This window comes from Nocardioides carbamazepini, from assembly GCF_024614185.1.
Classification (GTDB): Bacteria; Actinomycetota; Actinomycetes; order Propionibacteriales; family Nocardioidaceae; genus Nocardioides; species Nocardioides carbamazepini.
This window is the reverse complement of record NZ_JAHTLF010000015.1, coordinates 286,916-310,876: the sequence shown is the minus strand read 5'-3', so window position 1 is coordinate 310,876 and position 23,961 is coordinate 286,916. Positions and strand designations below refer to the sequence as shown.

Genomic DNA, 23,961 nt, shown 5'->3' with positions numbered 1-23,961 from the left:
GCAGGTCCTCGACGGCGATTGACCGGATCCCCGCTCGTGGCGCGGTGCCCGGCCCCCGAGGATGACCCCGTGACCAACGAGAGCGTCGTCATCGCGCCCGACACCAAGGACTGGACCTGGGTGCTGCGGCGCCCCTGCTCGGAGTGCCGGTTCGACGCCACGGGCGTCGAGCGCGCGAGCCTCGGCACCGGCATCCGCGACAACGCCGACTTCTGGGCCGCTGCACTGGCCGATCCACGGGCCGCCGCGCGTCCCGCCCCCACCGTCTGGTCGCCCCTCGAGTACGGCTGCCACGTGCGCGACGTGAACCGGGTCTTCGTGGGCCGCGTCGAGCAGATGCTCGCCGAGGAGGATCCCCGGTTCGAGAACTGGGACCAGGACGAGGCCGCCGTGACGGAGCGGTACGACGAGCAGCGGGTCGCGGACGTCGTACCGGACCTGCTGGCGGCCGCCGCGGCCGCCGCGGACGCCTACGACCGGGTCCCCGACGACGCCTGGGACCGCCCGGGCCGGCGCAGCAACGGCAGTGTCTTCACCGTCGACACGCTCGGGCGCTACCACCTGCACGACCTCGTGCACCACCGGTGGGACGTGCGGTGGATCATGGGGGAGTGAGACACACCGAGTTCTGGGCACGCATGGACCGCCACCTCGGTGACGGCTACGCCCGCGTGTGGGCCGACACGTTCGTGATCGGCACGCTCGGCCACCGCACGGCGGCTCAGGCCCTGGATGCGGGCGTCACGCCGAAGGAGGTCTGGCGCGCGGTCTGGGAGGTCCTCGAGCTGCCGGCGAGCGAGCGGTGACCGGCCTGGCGGACGGCGTCGAGGCCGACCTGATCCTCGCCGGGATCCAGCGGCGCACGGTCCGGGTGCTCGTCCTCACCCAGGCGGTCGGCGCGGTCGGCATCACCATCGGCATCGCCACCGCCTCCCTGCTCGCTCGCGACCTGTCCGGCTCCGAGGCGATGTCCGGCCTCGCCCAGACCGCGCAGGTGCTCGGTGCCGCCGTGATCTCGTTCCTGCTCGCGCCGTTGATGGCGCGGCACGGTCGCCGGAGCGGACTGATGACGGGATACGTCGTGGGCTCGGCCGGCGGTCTGACCGCCGTGCTCGCGGGCGTGGTCGGCTCGATGCCGCTCCTGCTCGTGGGCGCGATGCTGCTCGGCGCGACGACGTCGGCCAACAACGCCGCGCGGTACGCCGCGACCGACCTCGCCACCGACGCGAACCGCGCCCGCTCGCTGTCCCTGGTGGTGTGGGCGACGACGATCGGCGCCGTCGCGGGACCGAACCTGACCGGCCCGGCGGGTGCCGTCGCCGACACCGTCGGGATCCCGGAGCTGACCGGCCCGTTCGCCATCGGTGCGATCGGCATGCTCGCCGCGGCGGTGCTCGTCGCGGTGCTGCTGCGTCCCGATCCGCTGCTGACCGCGCAGCGCGCCGCGTCCGGGGGGAGCGCCGCGCCGGCCGGAGCACGCACCGGCTCCTCGTGGAGCCGTACCGCCGCCGTGGTCCGGGACCGCCCGGTCCTCGGCTACGCGATCGCGGGCCTGGCCCTCACCCACGCCACGATGGTCGGCGTGATGACGATGACGCCGCTGCACATGGAGCACGGCGGCTCCGGCCTCGAGGTGATCGGGATCGTGATCAGCGTGCACGTGCTCGGCATGTTCGCGTTCTCGCCGGTCGTCGGGATGCTCGCCGACCGGTTCGGCCGCCCGCCCGTCCTGGCCGCCGGCGCAGTGGTGCTGCTCGCGGCCCTGCTCCTGTGCGGGTCGGCGCCGAGCGGGATGTCGTGGCAGGTCACCGCCGGCCTGTTCCTGCTCGGTCTGGGCTGGTCGCTGGCGATGGTCTCGGCCTCGACCCTGGTCGCCGAGCACGCCCCGTTGGCGGTGCGGACCGACGTGCAGGGCGTCTCCGACCTCGTGATGGGCCTGACCGCCGCGGCGGCCGGCGCGATCGCCGGCGTCGTGGTCGGGGCGGCGGGCTATCCCGCCCTGGCCCTGGCCAGCCTGCTGCTCGTCGTCGGCGTCCTCGGCTGCGCGGCCCGCGCCATCTCCGCGTCGCGGGGCGATGCGGAGCCGACACGCCGGGCGGCCTGACGCGACTTCGAACACCTGTTCGGCTAGGTTGGTCGCACGGCAGCAGGTGCCCCCCAGGGGCCCTCGACTGTCCACAGGTACGACGTGAGGGCTGGTTGTCCACACCCACGGCACGACTGATCAGGTTGTGTCGGGACCTCGCCCTAGCGTCGCCGACGTACCTGGCCCACCACGACACGAAGGACTGAGGACCATGGCTGGAGACGATCGGCAGAAGGCGCTCGACACCGCCCTGCTCAACATCGAGAAGCAGTACGGCAAGGGTTCGGTGATGCGGCTCGGTGACGACTCGCGTGCCCCCCTGGACGTGATCCCGACCGGGTCGATCGCGCTGGACGTGGCGCTCGGCATCGGCGGCCTCCCGCGTGGTCGCGTGGTGGAGATCTACGGCCCGGAGTCGAGCGGCAAGACCACCGTCGCGCTCCACTCGGTCGCCAGCGCGCAGGCCGCGGGGGGCATCGTGGCCTTCATCGACGCCGAGCACGCGCTCGACCCGGAGTACGCCAAGGCCCTCGGCGTCGATACCGACGCCCTCCTGGTCTCCCAGCCCGACTCCGGTGAGCAGGCGCTCGAGATCGCCGACATGCTGATCCGATCCGGTGCGCTCGACCTGATCGTCATCGACTCGGTCGCCGCGCTCGTGCCCCGCGCGGAGATCGAGGGCGAGATGGGCGACAGCCACGTCGGCCTCCAGGCCCGCCTGATGAGCCAGGCGCTGCGCAAGATGACCGGTGCCCTCAACCAGTCCAAGACGACCGCCATCTTCATCAACCAGCTGCGCGAGAAGATCGGCGTCATGTTCGGCTCGCCCGAGACCACCACCGGTGGTCGCGCGCTGAAGTTCTACTCCTCCGTGCGCCTCGACGTGCGTCGCATCGAGACCCTCAAGGACGGCACCGACATGGTCGGCAACCGGACCCGGGTCAAGGTCGTCAAGAACAAGGTCGCCCCGCCGTTCAAGCAGGCCGAGTTCGACATCATGTACGGCAAGGGCATCTCCCGCGAGGGCAGCCTGATCGACGTCGGCGTCGAGGCGGGCCTGGTCCGCAAGGCCGGCGCCTGGTACACCTACGAGGGCGACCAGCTCGGCCAGGGCAAGGAGAACTCCCGCGGCTTCCTCAAGGACAATCCCGACCTGGCCAACGAGCTGGAGAAGAAGATCCTCGAGAAGCTCGGCGTCACCCCGACCGTCGACGGCGAGTTCGCCGATCTCTCCGACGAGCCCATCGGCGTCGACTCGTTCTGAGCGTGCGCAATGACGAGCCGCCCGAGGATGACGGCTGGACGGAGGAGGCCGACCCCGAGTCGGTCGCGCGCAAGATCCTCCTCGACCAGCTGAGCATCAAGGCGCGCAGTCGTCGTGAGCTGGAGGATCGGCTGGCTCGGCGCAATGTCCCCGAGGACGTGGCCGGCCGGCTCCTCGACCGGTTCGAGGAGGTCGGCCTGGTCGACGACGAGGCGTTCGCCCGGGCCTGGGTCGAAGGGCGCCAGCGCAGCCGTGGCCTGGCCCGGACGGCTCTCGCGGTCGAGCTGCGTCGCAAGGGCGTCGCCGACGAGACGGCCAAGACCGTGCTCGCCGAGGTCGACCCGGGCGACGAGGAGGAGACGGCGCGCGTCCTGGTCCGCAAGAAGCTACGCTCGATGCGTGGCCTCGAGGAGCAGGTCGCCGTCCGGAGGCTGGTCGGGATGCTCGCCCGCAAGGGCTACTCCTCGGGGGTCGCCTACGCCGTGGTGCGTGCCGAGCTCGGTGCAGAATGGGCGAGTGACGACTGACGCCGTGGTTCCCGAGCGCGAGATCTTGACCTACGACCTCTTCGGCACCGCGGTGCGCGATCTCGCCCAGCAGGTGGTCGATGACGGCTTCGAGCCCGACATCGTGCTCGCGATCGCGCGTGGCGGCCTCGGACTGGCGATGGGCCTGGGCTACGCCCTGAACGTGAAGAACCTGTCCGCGGTCAACGTCGAGTTCTACACCGGCATCAACGAGCGTCTCGACGTGCCCATGATGCTGCCGCCGACACCGGCCGCCATCGACCTGACCGGCATGAAGGTGCTCATCGCGGACGACGTCGCCGACACCGGCAAGACCCTCGAGGTGGTGCGTGACTTCTTCGCCGACCACGTGGCCGAGGCGCGCACCGCGGTCATCTACGAGAAGCCGTGGACGGTGATCCACCCGGAGTACGTCTGGCGCCACACCGAGGGGTGGATCGACTTCCCCTGGTCCTCGAGCCCGCCGCTGGTCGGCGGGTGAGCGCGAGCGCCGGCTGAGCCGAGCTTTCACGCCGGAACGCCGTGCCCGCGCGCCGCGGATGCTCAGTCGGCGCCGGTCACGCACGCCGGACGGTCGGTGCTGCGGAAGTCCGTGGCGCGGTGGCTGGAGTCGCAGAACGGTTGATCTCCGGAGCGGCCGCAGCGGCACAGCAGCACCACCCGCTGACCGTCCAGGTCGTACTCCTCCCCGCTCGGGTCGAGGAGCCGGAAGCCCCCCTTGATCTGGAGTGGACCGTCCTGGACGGCTTTGACTGTCACCGGACGGCTGCTCTGATCGGCCATGGACTCTCCTGGGATAGGCATCTCTGTTGGTCGTTGATACCATAGGGGGGTACCCTATAGGCGTCCAATCGGTCGATGAGAGGAACAGAGGATGAGCAACGTCGTGACGGCCACCTACACTGTGGCGGGGATGACCTGCAACGGATGTGTCACCAAGGTCACCGGCGCGGTGAGCGCTGTCGACGGAGTGACGGACGTGGATGTCGACGTGAGCACGGGAGCCCTCGAGGTGACCGGCGCAGCGGACGATGCCGCGATCCGGTCGGCGATCGCCGAGGTCGGCTACACGATCGAGGACTGATCGTGGGCGGGGGGCGGGGGCGCCCCCGCGGCCGCGCGCCCCACCCCCCGCCGGCACGGCCCCCCCGCAGTCTGTAGCTCGCGCGGCTGAGCCAAGCCCCGCGGGGGGGGGGCGGGGGCCGGCGGGCGCGGCCCCGCGCCCCCCACCGGCCGCTACGGTCCAGCCATGAGCTTTCCTCTCTCGGATCTCACCAAGCCGCTGCGTGTCGCGTCGGGTCCGGTCGACCTGAGCACCATCGAGACCGACGCCGCTCCCGGCTTCGACGGGAGCAAGAAGGACGGCGAGAGCGCACTGCTCGCACTGGGTCCCCAGCTCGCGGACCTGCAGGAGCGGCTCTTCGCCGACGGCAAGTCCGGCGGTCGCCGGAGCGTCCTGCTCGTCCTGCAGGGCATGGACACGTCGGGCAAGGGCGGCACCCTGCGCTCGACGGTCGGCCTGGTCGACCCGCAGGGCGTGCGGATCACGTCCTTCAAGGCACCGACTCCGGAGGAGCTCTCCCACGACTTCCTCTGGCGGATCACCCGGGCCCTGCCACCGGTCGGCCTGATCGGGGTCTTCGACCGGTCCCACTACGAGGACGTGCTGATAGCACGGGTCCGCTCGCTCGCGCCCCCGGAGGAGATCGAGCGGCGCTACGACGCCATCAACGCCTGGGAGGCGGAGCTGGTCGCAGAGGGGACGACGATCATCAAGTGCATGCTGCACATCTCGGCGGCCGAGCAGCAGGAGCGTCTGCTCGCCCGGTTGGACGACGAGACCAAGCACTGGAAGTACAACCCGGGGGACGTCGACGAGCGCGAGCTGTGGCCGGCGTACCAGGAGGCCTACGAGGTCGCGATCGAGCGCACCCACACCGAGGTCGCGCCGTGGCACGTCGTCCCGGCCGACAAGAAGTGGTACCGCAACCTCGCGATCGGCACGCTGCTCCATGACACGCTGCGTTCCTACGACCTGGGCTGGCCGAAGGCCGACTTCGACGTGGCCCACGAGCGGCAGCGCCTGCTCGACGCGTCGGTCCGCTGAGCGTGGTGTGAGCATGGAGCAGGTCAAGGTCACCCGCTACGTCACGCCGCTGCGCGAGGGCGGGAGCCTGCCCGGGATCGTGGAGGCAGACGACCTCGGCACCTACGTCTGCAAGTTCCGCGGTGCCGGCCAGGGCGCGCGGGTGCTGGTCGCGGAGGTCGTCGTCGCCGGCCTGGCCCGCCTGCTCGACGTACCCACTCCGGACCAGGTCGTGCTCGACCTCGACCCCGAGATCGCGCGCTACGAGGCCGACGAGGAGGTGCAGGACCTGATCAACGCCAGCACCGGCCTCAACCTCGGCATCGACTTCCTCCCGGGCTCCTTCGGGTACGACCCGACCAGCACCCCGGACGCCGACCTCGCGGGCCGGGTCCTGTGGCTGGACGCCTTCACGGCCAACGTCGACCGCAGCTGGCGCAACCCCAACCTGCTGGTGTGGCGCGGCACGCTGCAGGCGATCGACCACGGTGCGTCGCTGTACTTCCACCACTCCTGGTCCGGCGGTCCGGGCGACCCCGCCCGGTTCGCGGCGCAGCCCTACGACGCTTCCGAGCACATCCTGCGCGGATTCGCCGCCCCGGCGGTCGCACAGGACGCCGACCTCGCCGCGCGGCTGACCGACGAGACGCTCGTCCAGGTGCTCGCCGACGTGCCCGACGCCTGGCTGGAGCCGGTGCCGGGCGCCGAGACACCGGACGCGCTGCGGGAGCGGTACGTCGCCTTCCTCGCCGCGCGCCGCGACGGCGGCCGGGCGTGGCTGCCGGTGGGCGCGGTCGGCATGGAGGCCGGGGCGTGACCCACCACCCGTACCAGTACGTCACGCTGCGCTGCGTCCCGCGCGTCGAGCGTGAGGAGTTCGTCAACGTCGGCGTGGTGCTCCACTGCCCGGCCGAGGACTTCCTCGACGTCCGCTCTGCGGTCGACCCGGCCAGGATCCGCGCACTCGACGCCAAGGTCGACCTCCGCGCGGTCGAGGCCGCGCTCGCGGCCATCGCGAAGGTCTGCAGCGGTGAGGCGCACACCGCGTTCGGCGTCGGCGAGCGCGCAACGGCGTACGGCTCCCGGGCACAGAAGGACGACGCGAGCACCCGCTTCGGGTTCCTCAAGGCGCCCAAGAGCACCGTGCTCCAACCCGGTCCGGTCCACGGCGGCGTGACCGCCGACCCGGCCCGGACCCTGGAGCACCTGCTCGAGGCGCTGGTGCTCTGAGCGGACCTGACCGACGAACCTCGCGCTGGACCGACGAACCTTCGTCGGTCCAGCGCGAGTTTCGCCGGTCGACCGGCGAAACTCCCTCAGACGGGAACGAGCTCGACCGCGCCGACGGCGTACCGGGCGAGGATCGTGCGGGCGATCTCGGGGTGGGCGCCGAGCGGCTCGGAGACGGCGACGGCGCCGGCCTCCAGGGCGAGCTCGGTGGCCCGGTCGACGAGGTTGCCGGGGGCCAGGAAGAGCGAGGCGACCGCGATGTGGCGGCGGCCCTCGGCCCGGAAGGCGCGGACGGCCTCGCCGGTGGCCGGCGGAGCACTGGTGGCGTACGCCGCCGTGACGGGAAGCCGGTGGTGCGCGCCCCAGAGCCGGGCGAGCCGGGCGACGGCCTGGTTGGCGAGCGGGTCCGACGTGCCGGCGGCCGCGAGCACGAGCGCGTCGAGCTCGCGCACCCGGGCGTCCCGGAGTGCCTCGCGCAGGCGCTCGTCGAGGACCTCGAGGAAGCGTGCCTCCAGGCCGAGGACGGCGGTCGCCCGGATCTGCAGGCCGGGGTGCCGGGTCGTGGCCTCGGCGATCGCCTCGGGCACGTCGACCCGGGCGTGGAACGCCTCGGCCAGCAGCAGCGGCACGACGACGATCTCGTCGTACCCGGCCTTGACCAGCCGGTCGACCACCGTGTGGAAGCTCGGCTTGGCGAGGTCGAGGAACGCCTTCTCGATGCGCAGGTCGGGACGCAACGCCTTCGTCGCGTTGACGAGCGCGGAAATGGTGGCGGCCGAGCGTGGGTCGCGGCTGCCGTGGGCCAAGGCGATGAGTGCCGGGGCGGTCATCGTCGGTTCCCCCTCTCCTCCGGGATGCGGACGCTACTGGGCCACCTCATGAGTGGATCCCGCATTCGGTCTTGTTGGTGCCGGCCCAGCGGCCGCTGCGCGGGTCGTCGCCGGGGGCGACCCGTCGGGTGCACGGCGCGCAGCCGATGGACGGGTAGCCGTCGTAGACGAGCGGGTTGACGAGCACGCCGTTCTCGGCGATATAGCGCTCGATCTGCTCGTCGCTCCACCGGGCGATGGGGGACACCTTCACCTTCTGCTTCTTGGCGTCCCAGCCGATCACCGGCGCGATCACCCGGTTGTGCGTCTCGGCGCGCCGCAGTCCGGTCGCCCAGGCGTCGTACCTCGCGAGCGAGTCGGCCAGCGGCTTGACCTTGCGCAGCGCGCAGCACAGGTCCGGGTCGCGCCGGTAGAGCTCGGGGCCGTACTCGGCGTCCTGCTCGGCCACGGACTGGACCGGGGTGATCGAGATGAGGTTGACGTCCATGGTGGCCGCGACGGCGTCGCGGGTGCCGATGGTCTCGATGAAGTGGTAGCCGGTGTCGAGGAAGACGACGTCGACGCCGGGCACGACCTTCTCGGCGAGGTGCGCCAGGACGGCGTCACCCATCGAGGAGGTGATGCAGAAGCGCTCGCCGAAGGTCGCGGCGGCCCACTCGATGATGACCTCGGCGGGGGCGAGCTCGAGCTCGGCGCCCCAGTGGGAGACGAGCTCGCGGAGCTCCTCGGGGGACCGGCCGGTGGTGTGGGACCCGCGGAACTCGCGGGCGGCACGCGTCGTGGCGGTGGTCATGAGGCACCTCCTTCTCGGTTGGCGGTGGGGTGGGTGCGGGTGTCGGGCGTGAGGCCGAGCAGCTCGACCTTGAAGGCCCGGCGGCACCCCCGGCATTCCCAGCCGGTCGGCTCGTGCGGCCACAGGTCGGTCTCGCCGCAGTAGGGGCAGTGGTAGGGCACTGCCCGGGACGACACCGACTCCTCGGACATCAGACGGACTCCAGCGCCTTCTCGCCGCGCAGCAGCTGCTCGTCGGCACGGTGCACCCAGGCATCGAACGCCTCGTCCTTGGTGCGGTCGGCGAGGTAGTTGGCGACCACGGTGGACACGTAGTCGTCGAGACCCTTGCTGGTCACCTTGTGGGCACGCAGCTTGCGGCCGAAGTTGGCCCGCAGGCCGATCGCGCCACCGAGGTGGACCTGGAAGCCCTCGACCTGGTCGCCGTTCTCGTCGACGACCAGCTGGCCCTTGAGGCCGAAGTCGGCGACCTGGGTCCGGGCGCAGGCGTTGGGGCAGCCGTTGACGTTGATCGTGATGGGCGTGTCGAGATCGGGGAAGCGACGCTCGAGCTCGTCGACCAGGTCGCTGGCGCGGTTCTTGGTGTCGACGATGGCCAGCTTGCAGAACTCGATGCCGGTGCATGCCATGGTGTTGCGCCGCCATGCCGACGGACGGCCGCTGAGCCCGATCGTGTCGAGCCGGTCCAGCAGCTCGTCGAGGACCGCGCCGTCGACGCCGATCAGCACGATCTTCTGGTACGGCGTGAGGCGGGCCCCGGTGACGCCGTACTCCTCGAGGAGGTCGGCCAGCTGCACCAGCAGCGTGCCGGACACCCGGCCCGCGGTCGGCGCGACGCCGACGTAGAAGCGGCCGTCCTTCTGCTCGTGGACGCCGACGTGGTCGCGGTGACCGACGGGTGACTCGGGCGAGGCGAGGGTGGCGAGCTTCTTGCCGAGGTACTCGTTCTCCAGCACCTCGCGGAACTTCTCGACGCCCCAGTCGGCCACGAGGAACTTCAGGCGGGCCCGCGAGCGCAGTCGGCGGTAGCCGTAGTCGCGGAAGATGCCGGCGACACCGGACCACACGTCGGGGACCTCGTCGAGCGGGATCCACACGCCGAGCTTCTGGGCGAGCATCGGGTTGGTGGACAGGCCACCGCCGACCCACACGTCGAAGCCGGGGCCGTGCTCGGGGTGGACGGTGCCGACGAAGGACACGTCGTTGGTCTCGGGCGAGACGTCCTGGCTCGGGTGTCCGGTGACGGCGGTCTTGAACTTCCGGGGGAAGTTCGAGAAGTCCTTGTTGCCGATGAAGCGGCGCTCGATCTCCTCCAGCGCCGGGGTGCCGTCGATGATCTCGTCCTTGGCGACGCCGGCGACCGGCGAGCCGAGGAACGGTCGCGGCGAGTCACCACAGGCCTCCATGGAGTGCAGGCCGACGGCTTCGAGCCGCTCCCAGATCTCCGGGACGCTCTCGATGTCGATCCAGTGGTACTGGATGTTCTGCCGGTCGGTGACGTCGGCCGTGTCGCGGGCGAAGTCGACGCCGATCTGGCCGAGCGCGCGCACCGCGGCGGGGGAGAGCAGCTTGCCGTCGGAGCGGACCCGCATCATGAAGTAGCGGTCGTCCAGCTCCTCCTCTTCGAGGGAGCCGGTCTTGCCGCCGTCGATGCCGGGCTTGCGCTGGGTGTAGAGGCCCATCCAACGGAACCGGCCGCGCAGGTCGGCCGGGTCGATGGAGTCGAAGCCGCGCTTGGAGTAGGTGTAGAGGATCCGGTCCCGCACGTTGAGCGGGTCGTCGTCCTTCTTCGACTGCTCGTTCTTGTTGAGCGGCTCGGTGTAGCCGAGGGCCCACTGGCCCTCCGCGCGGCGGGGCCGCGGGATCTCGGTGTACTTGGCCGGTTCGGGCTTGAAGCGCAGATCAGGCATGCGGAGAGGAGGTCCTTCGCTGATGGGCGCGCCGAGGGAGGATCAGGCGCGCGGCTCGGGTGGATGCGGCGGCGACGTCAGCGGGGCCAACACATCATGCTGCGCGTGCGCCCGAAGTCCACGTGGCGACGAACCACGAGGTGCGCATGAGTGGCAGCAGAGACCATGTCAATGAGTCTCATCCCTCGGACGCCTGTTCCACAAATCTGAATCTCAATATGTGGATGGCGTTCTCGAAATGTGGACAGAATGCTCGACGGCAAGGTGGGTTCAGGCGTGGCCTGCGATGCACGTCACACCAGGCCGCGCCTGCCAACCCGCCAGTAGGTTCGGCACACGCCGCCCGCCCGAGCGCGCCGCGCGCGCGGCACTACGCTGGGCGCCATGAGCGACCACCCCTTCAACGGCGACCTCGTCAGCAGCGCCTACCAGCAGGCCCTGGAGGTCATCGCCTCCGTCGAGCCGCGCGTCGCGGAGGCGACGCGCCAGGAGCTCGCCGACCAGCGAGCGTCGCTCAAGCTGATCGCCAGCGAGAACTACGCGTCGCCGGCCGTGCTGCTGACCATGGGCAGCTGGTTCAGCGACAAGTACGCCGAGGGCACGGTCGGCCACCGCTTCTACGCCGGCTGCCAGAACGTCGACACCGTCGAGGCGCTCGCCGCCGAGCACGCCCGCGAGCTGTTCGGCTCGGAGTACGCCTACGTCCAGCCGCACTCCGGCATCGACGCCAACCTGACGGCGTACTGGGCGATCCTCGCGCACCGCGTCGAGAGCCCGTGGCTCGCGAACGCGGGCGTCAAGAGCATGAACGACCTCTCCGAGGCTGACTGGGAGAAGCTGCGCCACGAGTTCGGCAACCAGCGCCTGCTCGGCATGAGCCTCGACGCCGGCGGGCACCTGACCCACGGCTTCCGCCCCAACATCAGCGGCAAGATGTTCCACCAGCAGCAGTACGGCACCGACCCGGAGACCGGGCTGGTCGACTACGACGCGCTGCGGGCGAAGGCCAAGGAGTTCAAGCCGCTCATCCTGGTCGCCGGCTACTCGGCGTACCCGCGCCGGCTGAACTTCGCCAAGATGCGCGAGATCGCCGACGAGGTCGGCGCCACCCTCATGGTCGACATGGCCCACTTCGCCGGCCTGGTCGCCGGCAAGGTGTTCACCGGCGACGAGGACCCGATCCCGTTCGCCCACGTCGTCACCAGCACCTCCCACAAGTCGCTGCGGGGCCCGCGTGGTGGCTTCATCCTGGCCACCGAGGAGTACGCGCCGAGCGTCGACCGCGGCTGCCCGATGGTGCTCGGCGGCCCGCTGCCGCACGTGATGGCCGCCAAGGCCGTCGCCTTCGCCGAGGCCCGGACCCCCGAGTTCCGCAGCTACGCCCAGGCGATCGCCGACAACGCGCACGCTCTGGCCGACGGTCTGATGAAGCGCGACACCCGGCTGGTCACCGACGGCACCGACAACCACATCGTGCTGCTCGACGTCAGCTCCTTCGGGCTCACCGGCCGCCAGGCCGAGTCCGCGCTGCTGGAGGCGGGCGTCGTCACCAACCGCAACTCGGTGCCGGCCGACCCCAACGGCGCCTGGTACACCTCCGGCATCCGGGTCGGCACGCCCGCCCTGACCAGCCGGGGCTTCGGTGCCGCCGAGTTCGACGTGGTGGCCGAGCTCATCGTCGAGGTCCTCCGGAACACCCAGCCCGGTACGACGTCGGCCGGTGCGCCGTCGAAGGCCTCCTACGTGCTGGCGGACGGGGTGGCCGACAAGGTCCGCGCGGCGTCGGCGGAGCTGCTCGACAAGCACCCGCTGTACCCCGGTCTCGATCTCAGCTGAGTCTGGCTGCCACGCAACTACCGATTCTGTTCTCTCGCGGCGCTCGCGGGCGCGAATCTGGTAGTTGCGCCGAGGCTCAACGCCATGAGTAGCTGACCTCGGGGCGCCCGCCGCTCGCGCCGTACCTCAGGCCGCGGGCGGCGAGCCCCTGGTCGGCGAGGTGCTCGAGGTAGCGCCGCGCGGTGACGCGCGAGCTGCCCACGGCCGCGGCGACCTCGCTCGCCGAGAGCTCGCCGTGCGCCTCGCGGAGCGCGGCGGTGACCCCGCGCAGCGTCTCCGCGCTCATCCCCTTGGGCAGCGGCGCGCTCGTGCTCGGGCGCAGTGACCCGAGCAGCCGGTCGACCTCGTCCTGCACCACCTCGGCGGGGGCGGCCTCGAGCTCGGCCCGGTAGGCGGCGTACTGCTCGAGCTTGGCGCGGAAGGTCGCGAAGGTGAACGGCTTGAGCAGGTAGAGCACGACGCCCTGGCCGACCGCCCGGCGCACCACCTGGGTGTCGCGCGCGGCGGTCACCGCGATGACGTCGCACTGGTGGCCGGCGCCGCGCAGGCCGGCGAGCAGGCCGAGGCCGTGCCCGTCGGGGAGGTTCAGGTCGAGGAGGACGAGGTCGACGGGCGTGCCCGCGTCGCGGGAGGACTCCAGCGCCCGGACGGCCTCGCGGGCCGAGCGGGCGACCCCGGCCAGCGTGAAGCCGGGCACCCGGTCGACGTACGCCGCATGCGCCTCGGCCGCCAGCTCCTCGTCCTCGACCACCAGCACCCGGACGCTCACACCCCGGCTCCCTCGGATGCCGGGTGCAGCGTCACGGTGAACTCCGCGCCGCCGAGGGAGGAACGGCCGACGTCGACCGTGCCGCCGTGGCGGCGGGCGGTCTGCACGACCAGGGCCAGACCGAGGCCGCGGCCGGTGCCGGGTGCCGCCTTGGTGGTCCAGCCGCGGTCCAGCACCCGCGCGGCCGCTTCCTCGTCCAGGCCGGGCCCGCTGTCGCCCACCCGGACCCGGAGCGTGGTGGCACCGCCCTCGAAGGCGATCGCCACCCGTCGGGAATCGGCTTCGGAGACGGCGTCGAAGGCGTTGTCGACGAGGTTCCCGACGACCGTCACGAGGTCACGGGCCGGGATGCCGACGTCCTCGGGCACGGTCCCGCCGATGGCGAGGTCGATACCGCGCTCGGCCGCCTCGGCGGACTTGCCGAGCAGCAGGGCGGCCACGATCGGGTCGTCGACCGCGCCCACGACCCGGTCGGTGAGCAGCTGGGCGACGTGCAGCTCGGAGGTCGCGAACTCGACCGCCTCCTCGGCCCGGCCCATCTCGATGAGGGAGACCACGGTGTGCAGCCGGTTGGCGGACTCGTGGTTCTGCGAGCGCAGCGACTCGGTGAGCCGGCGGACCACCTCGAGCTCGCCGGTCACCGAGCGGAGCTCGGTGTGGTCGCGCAGGGTGACGACGGATCCGACCTCGCGCCCGTCCCAGCGGGCGGGGGCGGAGGAGACCACGAGGATCCGCTCGCCCGCGAGGTAGAGATCGTCGGACTCGGCGGTGCGTCCTCGCGCGGCGGCGACCAGGCCCGGGGCCAGGTCGAGCTCCTCGACCGGACGTCCCACGACGTCGGCCGGCAGGGCGAGCAGCCGCCGCGCCTCGTCGTTGACCAGCTGCACCCGGCCCTCGCCGTCGAGGAGCAGCAGTCCCTCGCGGACCGAGTGGAGCACCGCCGAGTAGTACTCGTACATCCGGGCCAGCTCCTGCTCGCCCATCCCGTGGGTGACCCGGTGCAGGCGCCGGCCGAGGAGCCAGGCGCCGGCCAGGCCGAGGAACAGCACGAGCAGGCCGCACAGCACCACGACGGTGACGTCGCGGCGCAGGCCGCGGTCGATGTCGCTGATGGTGATCCCCACGGAGACGAGGGCGACCACCCGGCCGCCGTCCTCGACGGGGACGACCGAGCGCACCGACGGGCCCAGGGTGCCGGTGTACTCCTGGGTGAACACGGCACCCTCGGGGGCGCTGCCGAGGTCGCCGACGAACCTTCCGCCGATCCGGTCCGGATCGGTGTGTGTGTAGCGGGTGCGGTCCAGGCCCATCACGACGACGAAGTCCGTGTCCGTGTCGCGGCGGACCTCCTCGGTCCACGGCTGCAGCGCCGCGGTCGGGTCCGCGCCGCGCAGCGCCTCGCGGACGGTGGGGGAGTCGGCCACGGTCTGGGCCACGGCCACCGCGCGCTGGGTCGCCCGGCTGCGCGAGTCGCGGCGGGCGTCGTACGACGCCATCAGGATGCCGACCACGACCAGCAGCAGCACGGTGCCGACCTGCAGGACCAGCACCTGGCGGGCGACCGGGCGGTCGCGGAGCAGGCGGAGGCGCGGCATCTCGTCATTGTCGCCCACTGCGGCGCTCCGGATGTGACCTGAGCCACGAACACAACGAACACAACGGTGACCGTCGTCACGTCCGGTCGCACAGTGGCGGAGTACCTCAGCTCGACCGCCCGACAACCACGGAGGAACCATGGGCACGACCAGTACGGAGAGCGCCGCCCAGCGCGGCTCGCGGACGCACTACCTCTATCTCGCGGTGATCGGCGCGGTGCTCCTCGGCATCGCGACCGGCCTGCTGTTCCCCGCCTTCGCGGTCGAGCTCAAGCCGCTCGGCGAGGGCTTCGTCAACCTGATCAAGATGATGATCCAGCCGGTCATCTTCTGCACGATCGTGCTCGGCGTCGGGTCGGTCGCCAGCGCGGCCAAGGTCGGCCGGGTCGGCGGTCTCGCACTCGGCTACTTCCTGGTGATGTCGACGGTGGCGCTGACCATCGGCATGGTCGTCGGCAACCTGCTGCACCCCGGCGACGGCCTGCACCTCACCGCCGAGGCCGCGGCCACCGCCCAGGAGAAGGCGGCCGAGGGCCATGCCGACACGACGGCGTTCCTGCTCGGCATCATCCCGACCTCGGTGTTCAGCGCCCTCACCAGCGGCAGCGTGCTGCAGACCCTGCTCGTCGCCCTGCTCGTCGGGTTCGCGCTGCAGCGGATGGGGGCGACCAGCGCGCCGATCATCACGGCGGTCGGCCACCTCCAGCGGCTGGTCTTCCGGCTGCTCGCGATGATCATGTGGGCCGCTCCGGTCGGTGCCTTCGGCGCGATGGCGGCGGTCACCGGCCAGGGCGGCGTCGATGCGCTGAAGAGCCTCGCCGTGCTGATGATCGGCTTCTACGTCACCTGCGTGCTGTTCGTCGTGGTCGTCCTCGGGCTGCTGCTCAAGGTCACCACGGGCATCAACATCTTCGCCCTGCTGCGCTACCTCGGCCGGGAGTTCCTGCTCATCCTCGCCACCTCGTCCTCGGAGTCGGCGCTGCCGCGGGCGATCGCCAAGCTCGAGCACGCCGGCGTCGACAAGACGACCGTGGGCGTGGTCGTCCCGACGGGGTACTCCTTCAACCTCGACGGCACCGCGATCTACTTGACGATGGCGTCGATCTTCATCGCCGAGGCGGTCGGCAGCCCGCTCGCGGTGGGCGAGCAGATCTCGCTGTTGCTGTTCATGATGATCGCCGCCAAGGGCGCCGCCGGCGTCACGGGCTCCGGCATGGCCGTGCTCGCCGGCGGTCTCCAGTCGCACCGCCCCGAGCTGGTCGACGGGGTCGGCCTGATCGTCGGCATCGACCGGTTCATGTCGGAGGCCCGGGCGCTGACCAACTTCGCGGGCAACGCCGTCGGCACCGTCCTGGTCGGGCACTGGACCGGGAGCCTCGACCGCGCCCAGCTGGACCGGGTCCTCGCCGGCGACGACCCGTTCGACGAGACCACCATGGTCGATGACCACGGCCCGGCCGCCGTACCGGCGCCCGAGACTGCCGTCGACCGGCCCGCGCGGGAGCCGCAGCCGGTCTGACGGGGCGGGGACCCGAGCGGCGCAGATCACCTGATCGTCACGCCGTCCGGGTCCCCGGGGCCGTGGCACCGGGCGGATAGCGTGAGTCCCATGGCGGAGGACTCGGGCACTCAGCGCGTGCCGTGGCTCCACCGCCTCGCCCACCTCGTGTGGCGCCTGGTCGTGACCACGGTGAGCTCGTGCCTGAAGTACCGGGTCACGGGCCTGGCTGCGGAGGCCGCCTTCTTCGCGGTCGTCTCCGTGCCGCCGCTGATCTTCGCCCTCGCCGGCGGCGTCGGCTACGTCACCGAGCACTTCACCGCCGCTCAGGTGGAGGAGGTACGCCGAGCGGTGGTCGACCTGTTCTCGCGCTTCCTCACCGACACGGCCGTCGACAACGTCATCAAGCCGACGGTGGACGACGTGCTCAGGGGTGGCCGGTTCGACGTGATCTCGCTGGGCTTCGTGCTCGCCCTGTGGTCGGGATCGCGGGCGCTCAACGTCTTCGTCGACACCATCACGATCATGCACGGGCTCGGCGGGCACCGCGGGATCGTGCGCACCCGCGCGCTGTCCTTCGTGCTCTACATCCTCGCCGTGATCACCGGGGCGATCACACTGCCGCTGGTGGTGGCGGGGCCCAAGCTGGTCCGCTCCTGGCTGCCGAACCGGGCCGAGTTCCTGATGGGGTTCTACTGGCCGCTGATCATCGTCATGTGCGTGTGCTTCCTGGCGACGCTCTACCACGTGTCGGTGCCGGTGCGGACCGACTGGAGCTTCAACCTGCCCGGTGCGGTGTTCTCGCTCGCCAGCTGGATCCTCGGGTCCTACCTGCTGCGCTGGGTGCTGACCGTGACCGCCGAGGACTCCCACTCGATCTACGGCCCGCTCGCCGCCCCGATCGCCATCTTGATCTGGCTCTACATCGCCGCGCTCGCCGTCCTCATCGGCGCCGGCGTCAACGCCGCCTTCGACGAGGTGTTCCCGCAGGAGGCGACCCAGCGGGCGCGCCGGGAGCTGCTGGACCGCCTGCTGCGCCGCAACCCGGACCCGGTGGAGTAGGTTCCGGGCCGTGGGCTTGCGGAGCAGTGGACCGGCGGAGACGCCCCTCACGGGGCACATCGCGCTGCCCGAGCGGATCCGGTCGCCGTGGTGGCAGCTGGGCCGCCGCCTGCTCCTCGCGCTGGGGATCCTGGCCGGGACGGTCCTGCTGGTCTACCTCGACCGGCACGGCTACCGCGACGGCGGCGACGCCCCCACCGCGGCCAGCCCCAACGGCGAGATCACGCTGGTCGACGCGATCTACTACACGACCGTCACGCTGAGCACGACCGGCTACGGCGACGTGACGCCCGTCAGTGACGGTGCGCGGCTGGTCAATGCCTTCGTCATCACCCCGGCCCGCATCGGCTTCCTCGTGCTGTTGATCGGCACCACCCTCGAGGTGCTGGCGCAGCGCGGCCGTGAGATGTTCCGGATCACCCGTTGGAGGAAGAACATGGGACACCACGTCGTGGTCATCGGCTACGGGACCAAGGGCCGCAGCGCCGTCGAGACCCTCGTCAACAACGGCCTCGATCGCGAGCACGTGGTCGTCGTCGACCCCAGCCCGGTCGCGCTGGCCGACGCCCACGCCGACCAGCTCGCCGTCGTCACGGGCGACGCCACCCGTCGCGGAGTCCTGCAGCGCGCCGGCGTGGCCGAGGCCGACCAGGTGATCATCACGACCGGCCGCGACGACTCCAACGTCCTCGCCGCCCTCACCGTGCGCCAGCTCAACCCGGACGCCTGGATCGTCGCGGCGGTGAGCGAGCAGGAGAACGCCCCGCTCATGCGCCAGTCCGGCGCCGACTCGGTCATCACCTCCTCCGACGCCGTCGGCCGGCTCCTCGGTCTGTCCACGCTCTCGCCCACGCTGGGCTCGGTGATGGAGGACCTGCTGACCTACGGGGAAGGGCTCGAGGTCGCCGAGCGGGAGCTGCTCGTCAACGAGGTCGGCATGCCGCCCCAGTCGCTGCCCGACCAGGTGATCGCCGTGGTCCGCGACGAGAAGGTGTACCGCTACTTCGACCCGGTCGTGACCCTGCTCGCCCGCGGCGACCGGCTGGTCGTCGTACGCCCGGCGAAGGAGCTGCCCTGGGCGCCGCGGCCCGGGACCCACAACGAGGACTTCGCCGCCGACGAGGAGTGACCCGGGACCCTCCGTAGGACCACTGGTCATCTGGGACTAGGCCGTCCGGCGACGACCGGGCAGAACTGCTCGCCGAAGGGGCCGAACCCGCTCGCGTCCCGCGACACGGGCGCGTGGAACCGGCACTCTGGGTGCCATGGGGAAGGACTTCGGACCGTGGGTCCGCCACGACTGGTGCCCGCGGTGCTCCCGCCTGACGGAGCAGACCCGCTGGTACCGCCGCTCACTGGAGGAGCCTCCCGAGCAGCACGAGCGCCGGGTGCGGTGCAACGAGTGCTCGGCCGACCTCGGGTGTGCGGTCGCCAGCTGAGCGTGCCGGGGTTGCCCGCGAGGGAACGGGTACTGCGCGTGCGTAGTCCGTATCCGAGGAGGAGGCACCATGCACCGCAAGAGCACGGCCGAGAAGTTGAGGGACGACCTGCGGGAGCTCGTCGACGCTGTCGTCCCCGACGTCGAGTCCGCCGTCCACACGATCGCCGAGCGGACACCGCCCCTGGTTCGTGAGGGCCGGGCCGTCGCGGTCGAGAAGGGCACGCACGCCGCGGAGACGCTGTCGCGGCGCCTCTCCGACATCCCCGGCACCATCCCGAGCTCCGTCGTCGACCGGCTGCCCGATGCGGTGTCCGACCATCTGCCCCAGCCGCGCCGCCGCCGCAAGGCGCTGCTGGTGCTGGCGACCCTCGGGCTCGTCGGCGCCGCCGGTGCCGTCGCCAGCCGGCGCCGACGGGGGAGCGAGCAGCGGACCGGCCCGGCGTCGTACCCGAGGGCGGTCGAGGAGGACGTCGACGCCGTCGACGCCGTCGACCCCACTGATCCCCTGGTCGAGCCGCGGATCGACGACACCCGCGGCTGAGCATCCGCTCCGCGACAGCATCGAACACATGTTCGATACGATCGCGGTATGGCGGGGGTGCGACATGTGTGGGTCAGGCTGGCGTTCGTGCCGGTCGAGCTGCCCGGTCTGGTGCTGGACTGGCGCTCGACCGAGCGTGGCTGGGAGGGCCTGGTGGCGTACGTCGATCGCGAGGGTCGGGTCGTGACGGAGTGGCTCGTGGCCACGGCGCTGCGTCCCGCGACGGCCGGACCGAAGCCCGGATCCGGCGTCGGCTGAGCCCGGAGAAAATCGTCCGACGTCATCTCGGGTTTTCGTCACACGCCGCTGCGGTGGCCGTTACTCTCGGTCCCGGTTCCCCAACCACAGCGTGCCCGGCGAACCCCACACTCGCCGGGCACGGGACGCCCTGTCCGGCACGCCGGACAGGGCGTTCTTGTGCCCGGGGGACGAGCGGGTGGAGCCTTCCCAAGTCCGCTGCCGCCGGGCCGGGCCGGACGTATCGTGGGCCCAGGCCTGGCGAGCACTCGGGATCGACCGGTTGCGACGACGAAGGGACCCCGCGCATGGACTCCGTGCGACGAGCACCGCGGCGCGAGGTCCCCTGCGTCCCTCGTTCCCCGGCGCGTGGCCGTTCCCTGTCGCGCGCCGGCCGTGGTGAGGCGTCCCCACTTTGCCTGACCGCGGGCGGGTGCTCTCCGGGAGACCGCTGAGCGCCTGTCGGACCCGGCGACGCCGGGCGCCTGCTCCGTCGTGGAAGAGCGCGTCTGCGACGGAGCGGGCGACGACCCGCTGCTGCGCCGGTGAGGGCCACCTGGTCGCCGGAGCCCTACGCTCGCGCCATGAAGGTGTTGCTGAACGTCATCTGGCTGGTTCTGTCCGGCTTCTGGCTGTTCCTGGGCTATCTGGTCGCGGGCGGCCTGTGGTGCATCACGATCATCGGCATCCCGTTCGGCCTCGCGTCGTTCCGGATCGGGTTCTTTGCGCTGTGGCCCTTCGGGCGGACGGTCGTGCGACGCGAGGGCGCGGGCATCCCCAGCGGTATCGGGAACGTGGTCTGGCTGGTGCTGTCGGGGGTCTGGCTGGCGATCGGCCATGTCGTCACCGGGGTGCTGCTTTGCATCACCGTCATCGGCCTCCCTCTCGGCCTGGCCAGCTTCAAGATGATCCCGGTCAGCCTGCTCCCGCTGGGGCGGGAGATCGTGCCCACCGGCCAGGTCCGCGCGTACCACTCCGGCCAGGTCGGACCGCGCTTCTAGGTCCCGACGCTGCCGGATGAGGGGTGAGATGACGGGGGAGATCGTCCATGCTCTTGCCGAGCTGCAGTGAGGACCGGGCGAGACTGACGCCAGCTCATCACGGAGCCGAGGCCCTTCCTCGGGGCAGTATCGGCTCGATGGGCCGCAAGCGGGTCTTGTCCGGCCGAGACCTCCCCTGAGGTGCTTGGGGAGTATCGGCCGACCCGCTTGGGTCGGGAACTGACTTGGGGAGCAGCCACCGACACGGGGCGACCTGGACCCCACTCCGGGTCGCCCCACCTGGTGGAACCGCTGATCAGGCGCGGATGCGGCACCTACAGAAGGGTGCGGCGAAGTCGCAACTGAACGCGCCGAGGGGCTGAGGATGCAGCGGAGGAGCATGTCGGGCCTGTACGTGGGCCGAACGCGGCGCCATGCCTGACGCCACGAAAGACCGTGTCCGCACGGACGTCTCAGCGCCCAGCGCCCGCCTTGGACCCGACATGCTCTCACCCAGCATCGCACGCCAGAACGCGTGACGAAGGGTGATCGCCGTCGACCTGATCAAGGTCGACGACCCCCGCGTGCGATCGCATCGTGCTGACCGCTGAGAGAGCTCGCTCCCACGGCTGGGACCTCGGCCTCGGCACCGTGTGGTTGGTGCTCGGGACCTACCAACTCACCCGCGGGGACGAACCATCCTCGGCGCTGTCACCATCCTGATCACGCTCGCCTTTTTCGCCTGCGTTGTCCTACCGAACGACAAGAAGGTTCAGTGGGCGACGGCGGCCGTGGTCACCCTTATGCTCTTGGCTCTCTTCGCTTGGTCACACTCATCCGATGGCTAGAACGAACGCGCAGGCCGTCCGCGTCGAGACGCCGCCGCCGCGGACGAGGACTGTCCTTGCGACCGCTACGACAAGACCTTCCGCGACTGCTGCATGCTCACCCGCGAGGAAGCTGAACATGCACCCAAACTCGGGCTCATGCAACCGTGCATTCCAAGCATGAATTCCGTCGGCCCTTTGCTTTAGGCATCGGATGGCCGCTGCGGCATCTATAGTCCGTCCTCATGGAGTGGGCACAGATCGCGCCATTGGTGGCACCGGCATTTGGAGCAGCGGTGAAGTTCGCAAGCGTCTACTCAGGCAAGCCGACCTGGCGACAGGTCGAGAGGCTCCAGTCACTGGAGGTGACGGCAAGCGGGGAAAGCAAAACACTGTTGCAGGCTCTCATCGCAGAACAAGTCGCATACCTAACGTCGCGTGATCATCGGCGGCTGGGTCGGTCTGTCGACATCGCCTCCGTCGCCACGATCATCTTCCTCGCCATCGTCGCCGGCGGGGTGTGCTGGTGGATGATCGAACTAGACACGTGGTGGTCTTACACGATCATGACGGCTGTCAGTGTGTTCATAGCGTTGTTGGTGGCAGCGGGATCGACCCAAGTGTTCAAGTACCCGGATGACGAGCAGCCAACAGTCCGCCAGTAGTTTGCGTGAGTCGCGCTGGCCTAGCCTGCTGCCCCGGCTACCTTTCCTCCATGGGCATCACGATCTCTGCGATCGCCGCGACGGCGACGATCGCGTCAGCGATCTTCATTGCCTTCCAGGTCGGCGAGATGAAGCGGCAGACTCGGCTGCAACGTGAGATCGCTGAAGCGGCCGTGGCCCCCTATGTCTGGGCTGACGTGCGAGTTCAACAGTCGAACGGATGGAACCTCGAGTTCGCCGTGGGCAACTCGGGCCAGACGGTGGCGCGAAACGTGGTCGTGATCGTAGAGCCGCCGATTCCCAAGATGGTTGAGCGGGAGGCACGCCATGTAGACGTGATGCAACAGAAGCTGCGGTCGGGGTTGTCGTCGATTGCTCCCGGGCGCACGTACCGTTGGTCGCTCGGGAGCGGAGCGTCACTGGTCAATCGTGACGGATCGCTGACGCACACCATCACCATCGACGGCGTCGGCCCCAGCGGCCCCATCCCACGATCCGAGTATGTGATCGACTTCGGCAGTTTCCGAGAGGCCGTCGCTGGTCGTCAAGGCACCCTCCACAACGTCGCGGTCGCCATCGCCAAAGCAAGCGACAAGATGATCGCCGAGCAAGAGCGCCAGACAGAGGTGCTCCGCAAGATCTCTGGCGAGAAACCCGAGTTCACCTTCGCAGATGATCAGCCCAGCTCGCAGTGGCTGCATCGAGTTCGATCGTGGTGGTCAGGCCGGCGTCCTTGAACTGTGGAGGCATACGCGTAGGTCGGCGTGACGCTTCCGTGCGCGGTCCTTATGACCAGACGTGATGCGTGTTTATCCCTGACTTGCTGAGGTACACGTAGAGGTCAGGAAAGGCGCCTAGGGCAGCGACCATCGCGTCGAGGTGCTCTTCGATGAGCACTGCTGCGTCGACCTCTTTGCAGCCGAGTTGGATGTGCCAACCGATCGGGTTCTTCCGGCGTTTGGCGCCGAACTCCACGTCGTGAGAAAGGACGCCAGCCACCTTCTCGGACGCATAGATTGTCACGTCGTCGTCGGCGATGCCGCTCAGGCCAGCTTCTGACACGGTCCAGGCATCATGCCCGCCAGCCTTGAGCACCTTCGCCACGGCTGCCGAGACGTCCTCATCGAGCACGAACCTCACGCGCTTGCCAGAGCCCGCACTCCGTCAACGTCGGCCTCGGTCAAACTCGGATAGGCCGCAAGCACCTCTTGCGTACTGGCCCCGGAGTCCAAGTACGACCGAATCGTCGATACCGGGACTCGCGTACCGCGAATCACTGGCTTGGAGCCGCGCACGCCACGCTTGCGCTCCACCTGGCCGTGATCAGACTCTTCGCGCGCCGGAGTGAGCAGGCGCGCCCTGAGGGGACGAAGATCCAAGACCTCGTGAATCACGATCTGCCCGGGGTCATCCACGCCACTCCAGGCGCCGTCAGGAGTCTGAAAGAAGATGCGACCGCCGACGATGGCGTAGGCAACTTGAGTAACCTCGAACAGCTGCGTCCGAACATGGGCGACAATCTGCCGCACGTGCTGCAAGCTGACCTGGCTGCGAAGGTTCGCCAAGACCATGACCGTCATCGCGTCAGTGAAGTCGTAGAGTCGAGTACGCCGGCCACCGGATAGCGAACGATCGACAGTCGGTGAGACTAGCCCCGTTCGCGCCCAGTAGTCGAGCTTTCGCTCACTGACGCCAGCCAGGCGCGCGACGACGTCGCGGCGCAGCATTAGACGCTCCTCGTCGAGCATGGTCACCTCCAGACATGTCCACCCCTGGGGGACGTGG

The 23,961-nt window shown here is 70.4% G+C and carries 29 protein-coding genes; 20 read left to right on the top strand and 9 right to left on the bottom strand.

Translation table 11 applies throughout. From position 1 onward, the window contains the following. Window positions 1-69: 69 nt before the first annotated feature. The 6 genes from KVF89_RS11475 (at window position 70) to KVF89_RS11450 (ending at window position 4,358) form a co-directional block, all read left to right on the top strand. Window positions 70-615 carry a DinB family protein gene (locus KVF89_RS11475; protein ID WP_257425695.1) on the top strand — a complete coding sequence of 182 codons (546 nt, stop codon included), beginning with the start codon at window positions 70-72 and terminating at the stop codon, window positions 613-615. Further along, window positions 612-806, top strand: a complete 195-nt coding sequence (locus KVF89_RS11470; protein ID WP_257425694.1) for a DUF3046 domain-containing protein — start codon at window positions 612-614, stop codon at window positions 804-806. The genes KVF89_RS11475 and KVF89_RS11470 overlap by 4 nt, the downstream gene beginning before the upstream one ends. Then, window positions 803-2,104, top strand: coding sequence for an MFS transporter (locus KVF89_RS11465; protein ID WP_257425693.1), 1,302 nt, complete (start codon window positions 803-805; stop codon window positions 2,102-2,104). Before KVF89_RS11470 ends, KVF89_RS11465 begins: the two co-directional genes overlap by 4 nt. Before the next feature lie 193 nt (window positions 2,105-2,297). Next, entirely contained in the window at window positions 2,298-3,350 is a 1,053-nt protein-coding gene (recA, locus tag KVF89_RS11460) for a recombinase RecA (RefSeq protein WP_257425692.1), read from the top strand. Window positions 3,351-3,352: 2 nt separating this feature from the next. Then, on the top strand, window positions 3,353-3,877 hold the full coding sequence (locus KVF89_RS11455; RefSeq protein ID WP_257425691.1) for a regulatory protein RecX: 525 nt from the start codon (window positions 3,353-3,355) through the stop codon (window positions 3,875-3,877). Beyond that, window positions 3,867-4,358, top strand: a complete 492-nt coding sequence (locus tag KVF89_RS11450; RefSeq protein ID WP_257425690.1) for a phosphoribosyltransferase — start codon at window positions 3,867-3,869, stop codon at window positions 4,356-4,358. Before KVF89_RS11455 ends, KVF89_RS11450 begins: the two co-directional genes overlap by 11 nt. Before the next feature lie 62 nt (window positions 4,359-4,420). On the opposite strand, the gene KVF89_RS11445 is transcribed toward KVF89_RS11450, so the two are convergent. After that, window positions 4,421-4,660: a CDGSH iron-sulfur domain-containing protein gene (locus KVF89_RS11445; RefSeq protein WP_257425689.1), complete on the bottom strand. Its 240-nt coding sequence runs from the start codon at window positions 4,658-4,660 to the stop codon at window positions 4,421-4,423. A gap of 91 nt (window positions 4,661-4,751) precedes the next feature. Between KVF89_RS11445 and KVF89_RS11440 the strand changes: the two genes are divergently transcribed. From KVF89_RS11440 to KVF89_RS11425, 4 genes are all read left to right on the top strand, one after another. Continuing rightward, window positions 4,752-4,961, top strand: a complete 210-nt coding sequence (locus KVF89_RS11440; protein ID WP_257425688.1) for a heavy-metal-associated domain-containing protein — start codon at window positions 4,752-4,754, stop codon at window positions 4,959-4,961. A 165-nt stretch (window positions 4,962-5,126) separates the two neighbouring features. Beyond that, on the top strand, window positions 5,127-5,984 hold the full coding sequence (locus KVF89_RS11435) for a PPK2 family polyphosphate kinase (protein ID WP_257425687.1): 858 nt from the start codon (window positions 5,127-5,129) through the stop codon (window positions 5,982-5,984). A gap of 13 nt (window positions 5,985-5,997) precedes the next feature. Next, window positions 5,998-6,780, top strand: a complete 783-nt coding sequence (locus KVF89_RS11430) for a HipA family kinase (RefSeq protein ID WP_257425686.1) — start codon at window positions 5,998-6,000, stop codon at window positions 6,778-6,780. Further along, window positions 6,777-7,193 carry a DUF3037 domain-containing protein gene (locus KVF89_RS11425; protein WP_257425685.1) on the top strand — a complete coding sequence of 139 codons (417 nt, stop codon included), beginning with the start codon at window positions 6,777-6,779 and terminating at the stop codon, window positions 7,191-7,193. Before KVF89_RS11430 ends, KVF89_RS11425 begins: the two co-directional genes overlap by 4 nt. An 86-nt stretch (window positions 7,194-7,279) precedes the next feature. On the opposite strand, the gene KVF89_RS11420 is transcribed toward KVF89_RS11425, so the two are convergent. Genes KVF89_RS11420 through KVF89_RS11405 form a run of 4 tightly spaced genes read right to left on the bottom strand, consistent with a single transcriptional unit; the run spans window position 7,280 to window position 10,725 of the window. Beyond that, window positions 7,280-8,023, bottom strand: coding sequence for a sirohydrochlorin chelatase (locus KVF89_RS11420; RefSeq protein ID WP_257425684.1), 744 nt, complete (start codon window positions 8,021-8,023; stop codon window positions 7,280-7,282). Between the two features lie 46 nt (window positions 8,024-8,069). Beyond that, on the bottom strand, window positions 8,070-8,816 hold the full coding sequence (locus KVF89_RS11415) for a phosphoadenylyl-sulfate reductase (protein WP_257425683.1): 747 nt from the start codon (window positions 8,814-8,816) through the stop codon (window positions 8,070-8,072). Continuing rightward, on the bottom strand, window positions 8,813-9,007 hold the full coding sequence (locus tag KVF89_RS11410) for a hypothetical protein (RefSeq protein ID WP_257425682.1): 195 nt from the start codon (window positions 9,005-9,007) through the stop codon (window positions 8,813-8,815). Before KVF89_RS11410 ends, KVF89_RS11415 begins: the two co-directional genes overlap by 4 nt. Next, on the bottom strand, window positions 9,007-10,725 hold the full coding sequence (locus KVF89_RS11405; RefSeq protein WP_257425681.1) for a nitrite/sulfite reductase: 1,719 nt from the start codon (window positions 10,723-10,725) through the stop codon (window positions 9,007-9,009). Before KVF89_RS11405 ends, KVF89_RS11410 begins: the two co-directional genes overlap by 1 nt. Window positions 10,726-11,109: 384 nt before the next feature. On the opposite strand from KVF89_RS11405, the gene KVF89_RS11400 reads away from it, so the two are divergent. Next, on the top strand, window positions 11,110-12,561 hold the full coding sequence (locus KVF89_RS11400; protein WP_257425680.1) for a glycine hydroxymethyltransferase: 1,452 nt from the start codon (window positions 11,110-11,112) through the stop codon (window positions 12,559-12,561). 76 nt (window positions 12,562-12,637) lie between these two features. On the opposite strand, the gene KVF89_RS11395 is transcribed toward KVF89_RS11400, so the two are convergent. Both KVF89_RS11395 and KVF89_RS11390 read right to left on the bottom strand, forming a co-directional pair. Then, window positions 12,638-13,330: a response regulator gene (locus KVF89_RS11395; RefSeq protein WP_257425679.1), complete on the bottom strand. Its 693-nt coding sequence runs from the start codon at window positions 13,328-13,330 to the stop codon at window positions 12,638-12,640. After that, on the bottom strand, window positions 13,327-14,925 hold the full coding sequence (locus KVF89_RS11390; protein WP_257425678.1) for a sensor histidine kinase: 1,599 nt from the start codon (window positions 14,923-14,925) through the stop codon (window positions 13,327-13,329). The genes KVF89_RS11395 and KVF89_RS11390 overlap by 4 nt, the downstream gene beginning before the upstream one ends. Before the next feature lie 139 nt (window positions 14,926-15,064). Here KVF89_RS11390 and KVF89_RS11385 point away from each other — a divergent pair, with 139 nt between their 5' ends. The 9 genes from KVF89_RS11385 (at window position 15,065) to KVF89_RS11345 (ending at window position 22,913) form a co-directional block, all read left to right on the top strand. Continuing rightward, window positions 15,065-16,444: a cation:dicarboxylate symporter family transporter gene (locus tag KVF89_RS11385; protein WP_257425677.1), complete on the top strand. Its 1,380-nt coding sequence runs from the start codon at window positions 15,065-15,067 to the stop codon at window positions 16,442-16,444. 90 nt (window positions 16,445-16,534) lie between these two features. Next, window positions 16,535-17,485: a YihY/virulence factor BrkB family protein gene (locus KVF89_RS11380; RefSeq protein ID WP_257425676.1), complete on the top strand. Its 951-nt coding sequence runs from the start codon at window positions 16,535-16,537 to the stop codon at window positions 17,483-17,485. 10 nt (window positions 17,486-17,495) lie between these two features. After that, window positions 17,496-18,614 carry a potassium channel family protein gene (locus tag KVF89_RS11375; RefSeq protein WP_257425675.1) on the top strand — a complete coding sequence of 373 codons (1,119 nt, stop codon included), beginning with the start codon at window positions 17,496-17,498 and terminating at the stop codon, window positions 18,612-18,614. 136 nt (window positions 18,615-18,750) lie between these two features. Further along, a complete protein-coding gene (locus KVF89_RS11370; protein WP_257425674.1) occupies window positions 18,751-18,924 on the top strand; it encodes a hypothetical protein in 174 nt (57 codons plus the stop codon). A 69-nt stretch (window positions 18,925-18,993) separates the two neighbouring features. Beyond that, complete coding sequence (locus tag KVF89_RS11365) at window positions 18,994-19,467, top strand: hypothetical protein (protein WP_257425673.1); 474 nt, start codon at window positions 18,994-18,996, stop codon at window positions 19,465-19,467. Between the two features lie 48 nt (window positions 19,468-19,515). Then, window positions 19,516-19,725: a hypothetical protein gene (locus tag KVF89_RS11360; protein WP_257425672.1), complete on the top strand. Its 210-nt coding sequence runs from the start codon at window positions 19,516-19,518 to the stop codon at window positions 19,723-19,725. Window positions 19,726-20,288: 563 nt separating this feature from the next. Beyond that, window positions 20,289-20,705: a YccF domain-containing protein gene (locus KVF89_RS11355; protein ID WP_257425671.1), complete on the top strand. Its 417-nt coding sequence runs from the start codon at window positions 20,289-20,291 to the stop codon at window positions 20,703-20,705. A gap of 1,051 nt (window positions 20,706-21,756) precedes the next feature. Then, on the top strand, window positions 21,757-22,176 hold the full coding sequence (locus tag KVF89_RS11350; protein WP_257425670.1) for a hypothetical protein: 420 nt from the start codon (window positions 21,757-21,759) through the stop codon (window positions 22,174-22,176). Window positions 22,177-22,226: 50 nt separating this feature from the next. Beyond that, on the top strand, window positions 22,227-22,913 hold the full coding sequence (locus tag KVF89_RS11345) for a DUF8453 domain-containing protein (RefSeq protein WP_257425669.1): 687 nt from the start codon (window positions 22,227-22,229) through the stop codon (window positions 22,911-22,913). 49 nt (window positions 22,914-22,962) lie between these two features. On the opposite strand, the gene KVF89_RS11340 is transcribed toward KVF89_RS11345, so the two are convergent. Both KVF89_RS11340 and KVF89_RS11335 read right to left on the bottom strand, forming a co-directional pair. After that, window positions 22,963-23,316 (bottom strand): DUF5615 family PIN-like protein, encoded by a 354-nt coding sequence (locus KVF89_RS11340; RefSeq protein ID WP_257425668.1) that lies wholly within the window; start codon window positions 23,314-23,316, stop codon window positions 22,963-22,965. Then, window positions 23,313-23,924, bottom strand: coding sequence for a DUF433 domain-containing protein (locus tag KVF89_RS11335; protein ID WP_257425667.1), 612 nt, complete (start codon window positions 23,922-23,924; stop codon window positions 23,313-23,315). Before KVF89_RS11335 ends, KVF89_RS11340 begins: the two co-directional genes overlap by 4 nt. Between the last annotated feature and the right edge of the window lie 37 nt (window positions 23,925-23,961).

Coding starts and splice junctions, on each gene's coding strand:
- recA (WP_257425692.1), top strand. CDS start 2,298: ATGGCTGGAGACGATCGGCAGAAGGCGCTCGACACCGCCCTGCTCAAC.
- KVF89_RS11445 (WP_257425689.1), bottom strand. CDS start 4,660: ATGGCCGATCAGAGCAGCCGTCCGGTGACAGTCAAAGCCGTCCAGGAC.
- KVF89_RS11440 (WP_257425688.1), top strand. CDS start 4,752: ATGAGCAACGTCGTGACGGCCACCTACACTGTGGCGGGGATGACCTGC.
- KVF89_RS11435 (WP_257425687.1), top strand. CDS start 5,127: ATGAGCTTTCCTCTCTCGGATCTCACCAAGCCGCTGCGTGTCGCGTCG.
- KVF89_RS11430 (WP_257425686.1), top strand. CDS start 5,998: ATGGAGCAGGTCAAGGTCACCCGCTACGTCACGCCGCTGCGCGAGGGC.
- KVF89_RS11420 (WP_257425684.1), bottom strand. CDS start 8,023: ATGACCGCCCCGGCACTCATCGCCTTGGCCCACGGCAGCCGCGACCCA.
- KVF89_RS11415 (WP_257425683.1), bottom strand. CDS start 8,816: ATGACCACCGCCACGACGCGTGCCGCCCGCGAGTTCCGCGGGTCCCAC.
- KVF89_RS11410 (WP_257425682.1), bottom strand. CDS start 9,007: ATGTCCGAGGAGTCGGTGTCGTCCCGGGCAGTGCCCTACCACTGCCCC.
- KVF89_RS11405 (WP_257425681.1), bottom strand. CDS start 10,725: ATGCCTGATCTGCGCTTCAAGCCCGAACCGGCCAAGTACACCGAGATC.
- KVF89_RS11400 (WP_257425680.1), top strand. CDS start 11,110: ATGAGCGACCACCCCTTCAACGGCGACCTCGTCAGCAGCGCCTACCAG.
- KVF89_RS11390 (WP_257425678.1), bottom strand. CDS start 14,925: ATGCCGCGCCTCCGCCTGCTCCGCGACCGCCCGGTCGCCCGCCAGGTG.
- KVF89_RS11385 (WP_257425677.1), top strand. CDS start 15,065: ATGGGCACGACCAGTACGGAGAGCGCCGCCCAGCGCGGCTCGCGGACG.
- KVF89_RS11380 (WP_257425676.1), top strand. CDS start 16,535: ATGGCGGAGGACTCGGGCACTCAGCGCGTGCCGTGGCTCCACCGCCTC.
- KVF89_RS11370 (WP_257425674.1), top strand. CDS start 18,751: ATGGGGAAGGACTTCGGACCGTGGGTCCGCCACGACTGGTGCCCGCGG.
- KVF89_RS11365 (WP_257425673.1), top strand. CDS start 18,994: ATGCACCGCAAGAGCACGGCCGAGAAGTTGAGGGACGACCTGCGGGAG.
- KVF89_RS11360 (WP_257425672.1), top strand. CDS start 19,516: ATGGCGGGGGTGCGACATGTGTGGGTCAGGCTGGCGTTCGTGCCGGTC.
- KVF89_RS11355 (WP_257425671.1), top strand. CDS start 20,289: ATGAAGGTGTTGCTGAACGTCATCTGGCTGGTTCTGTCCGGCTTCTGG.
- KVF89_RS11350 (WP_257425670.1), top strand. CDS start 21,757: ATGGAGTGGGCACAGATCGCGCCATTGGTGGCACCGGCATTTGGAGCA.
- KVF89_RS11345 (WP_257425669.1), top strand. CDS start 22,227: ATGGGCATCACGATCTCTGCGATCGCCGCGACGGCGACGATCGCGTCA.
- KVF89_RS11335 (WP_257425667.1), bottom strand. CDS start 23,924: ATGCTCGACGAGGAGCGTCTAATGCTGCGCCGCGACGTCGTCGCGCGC.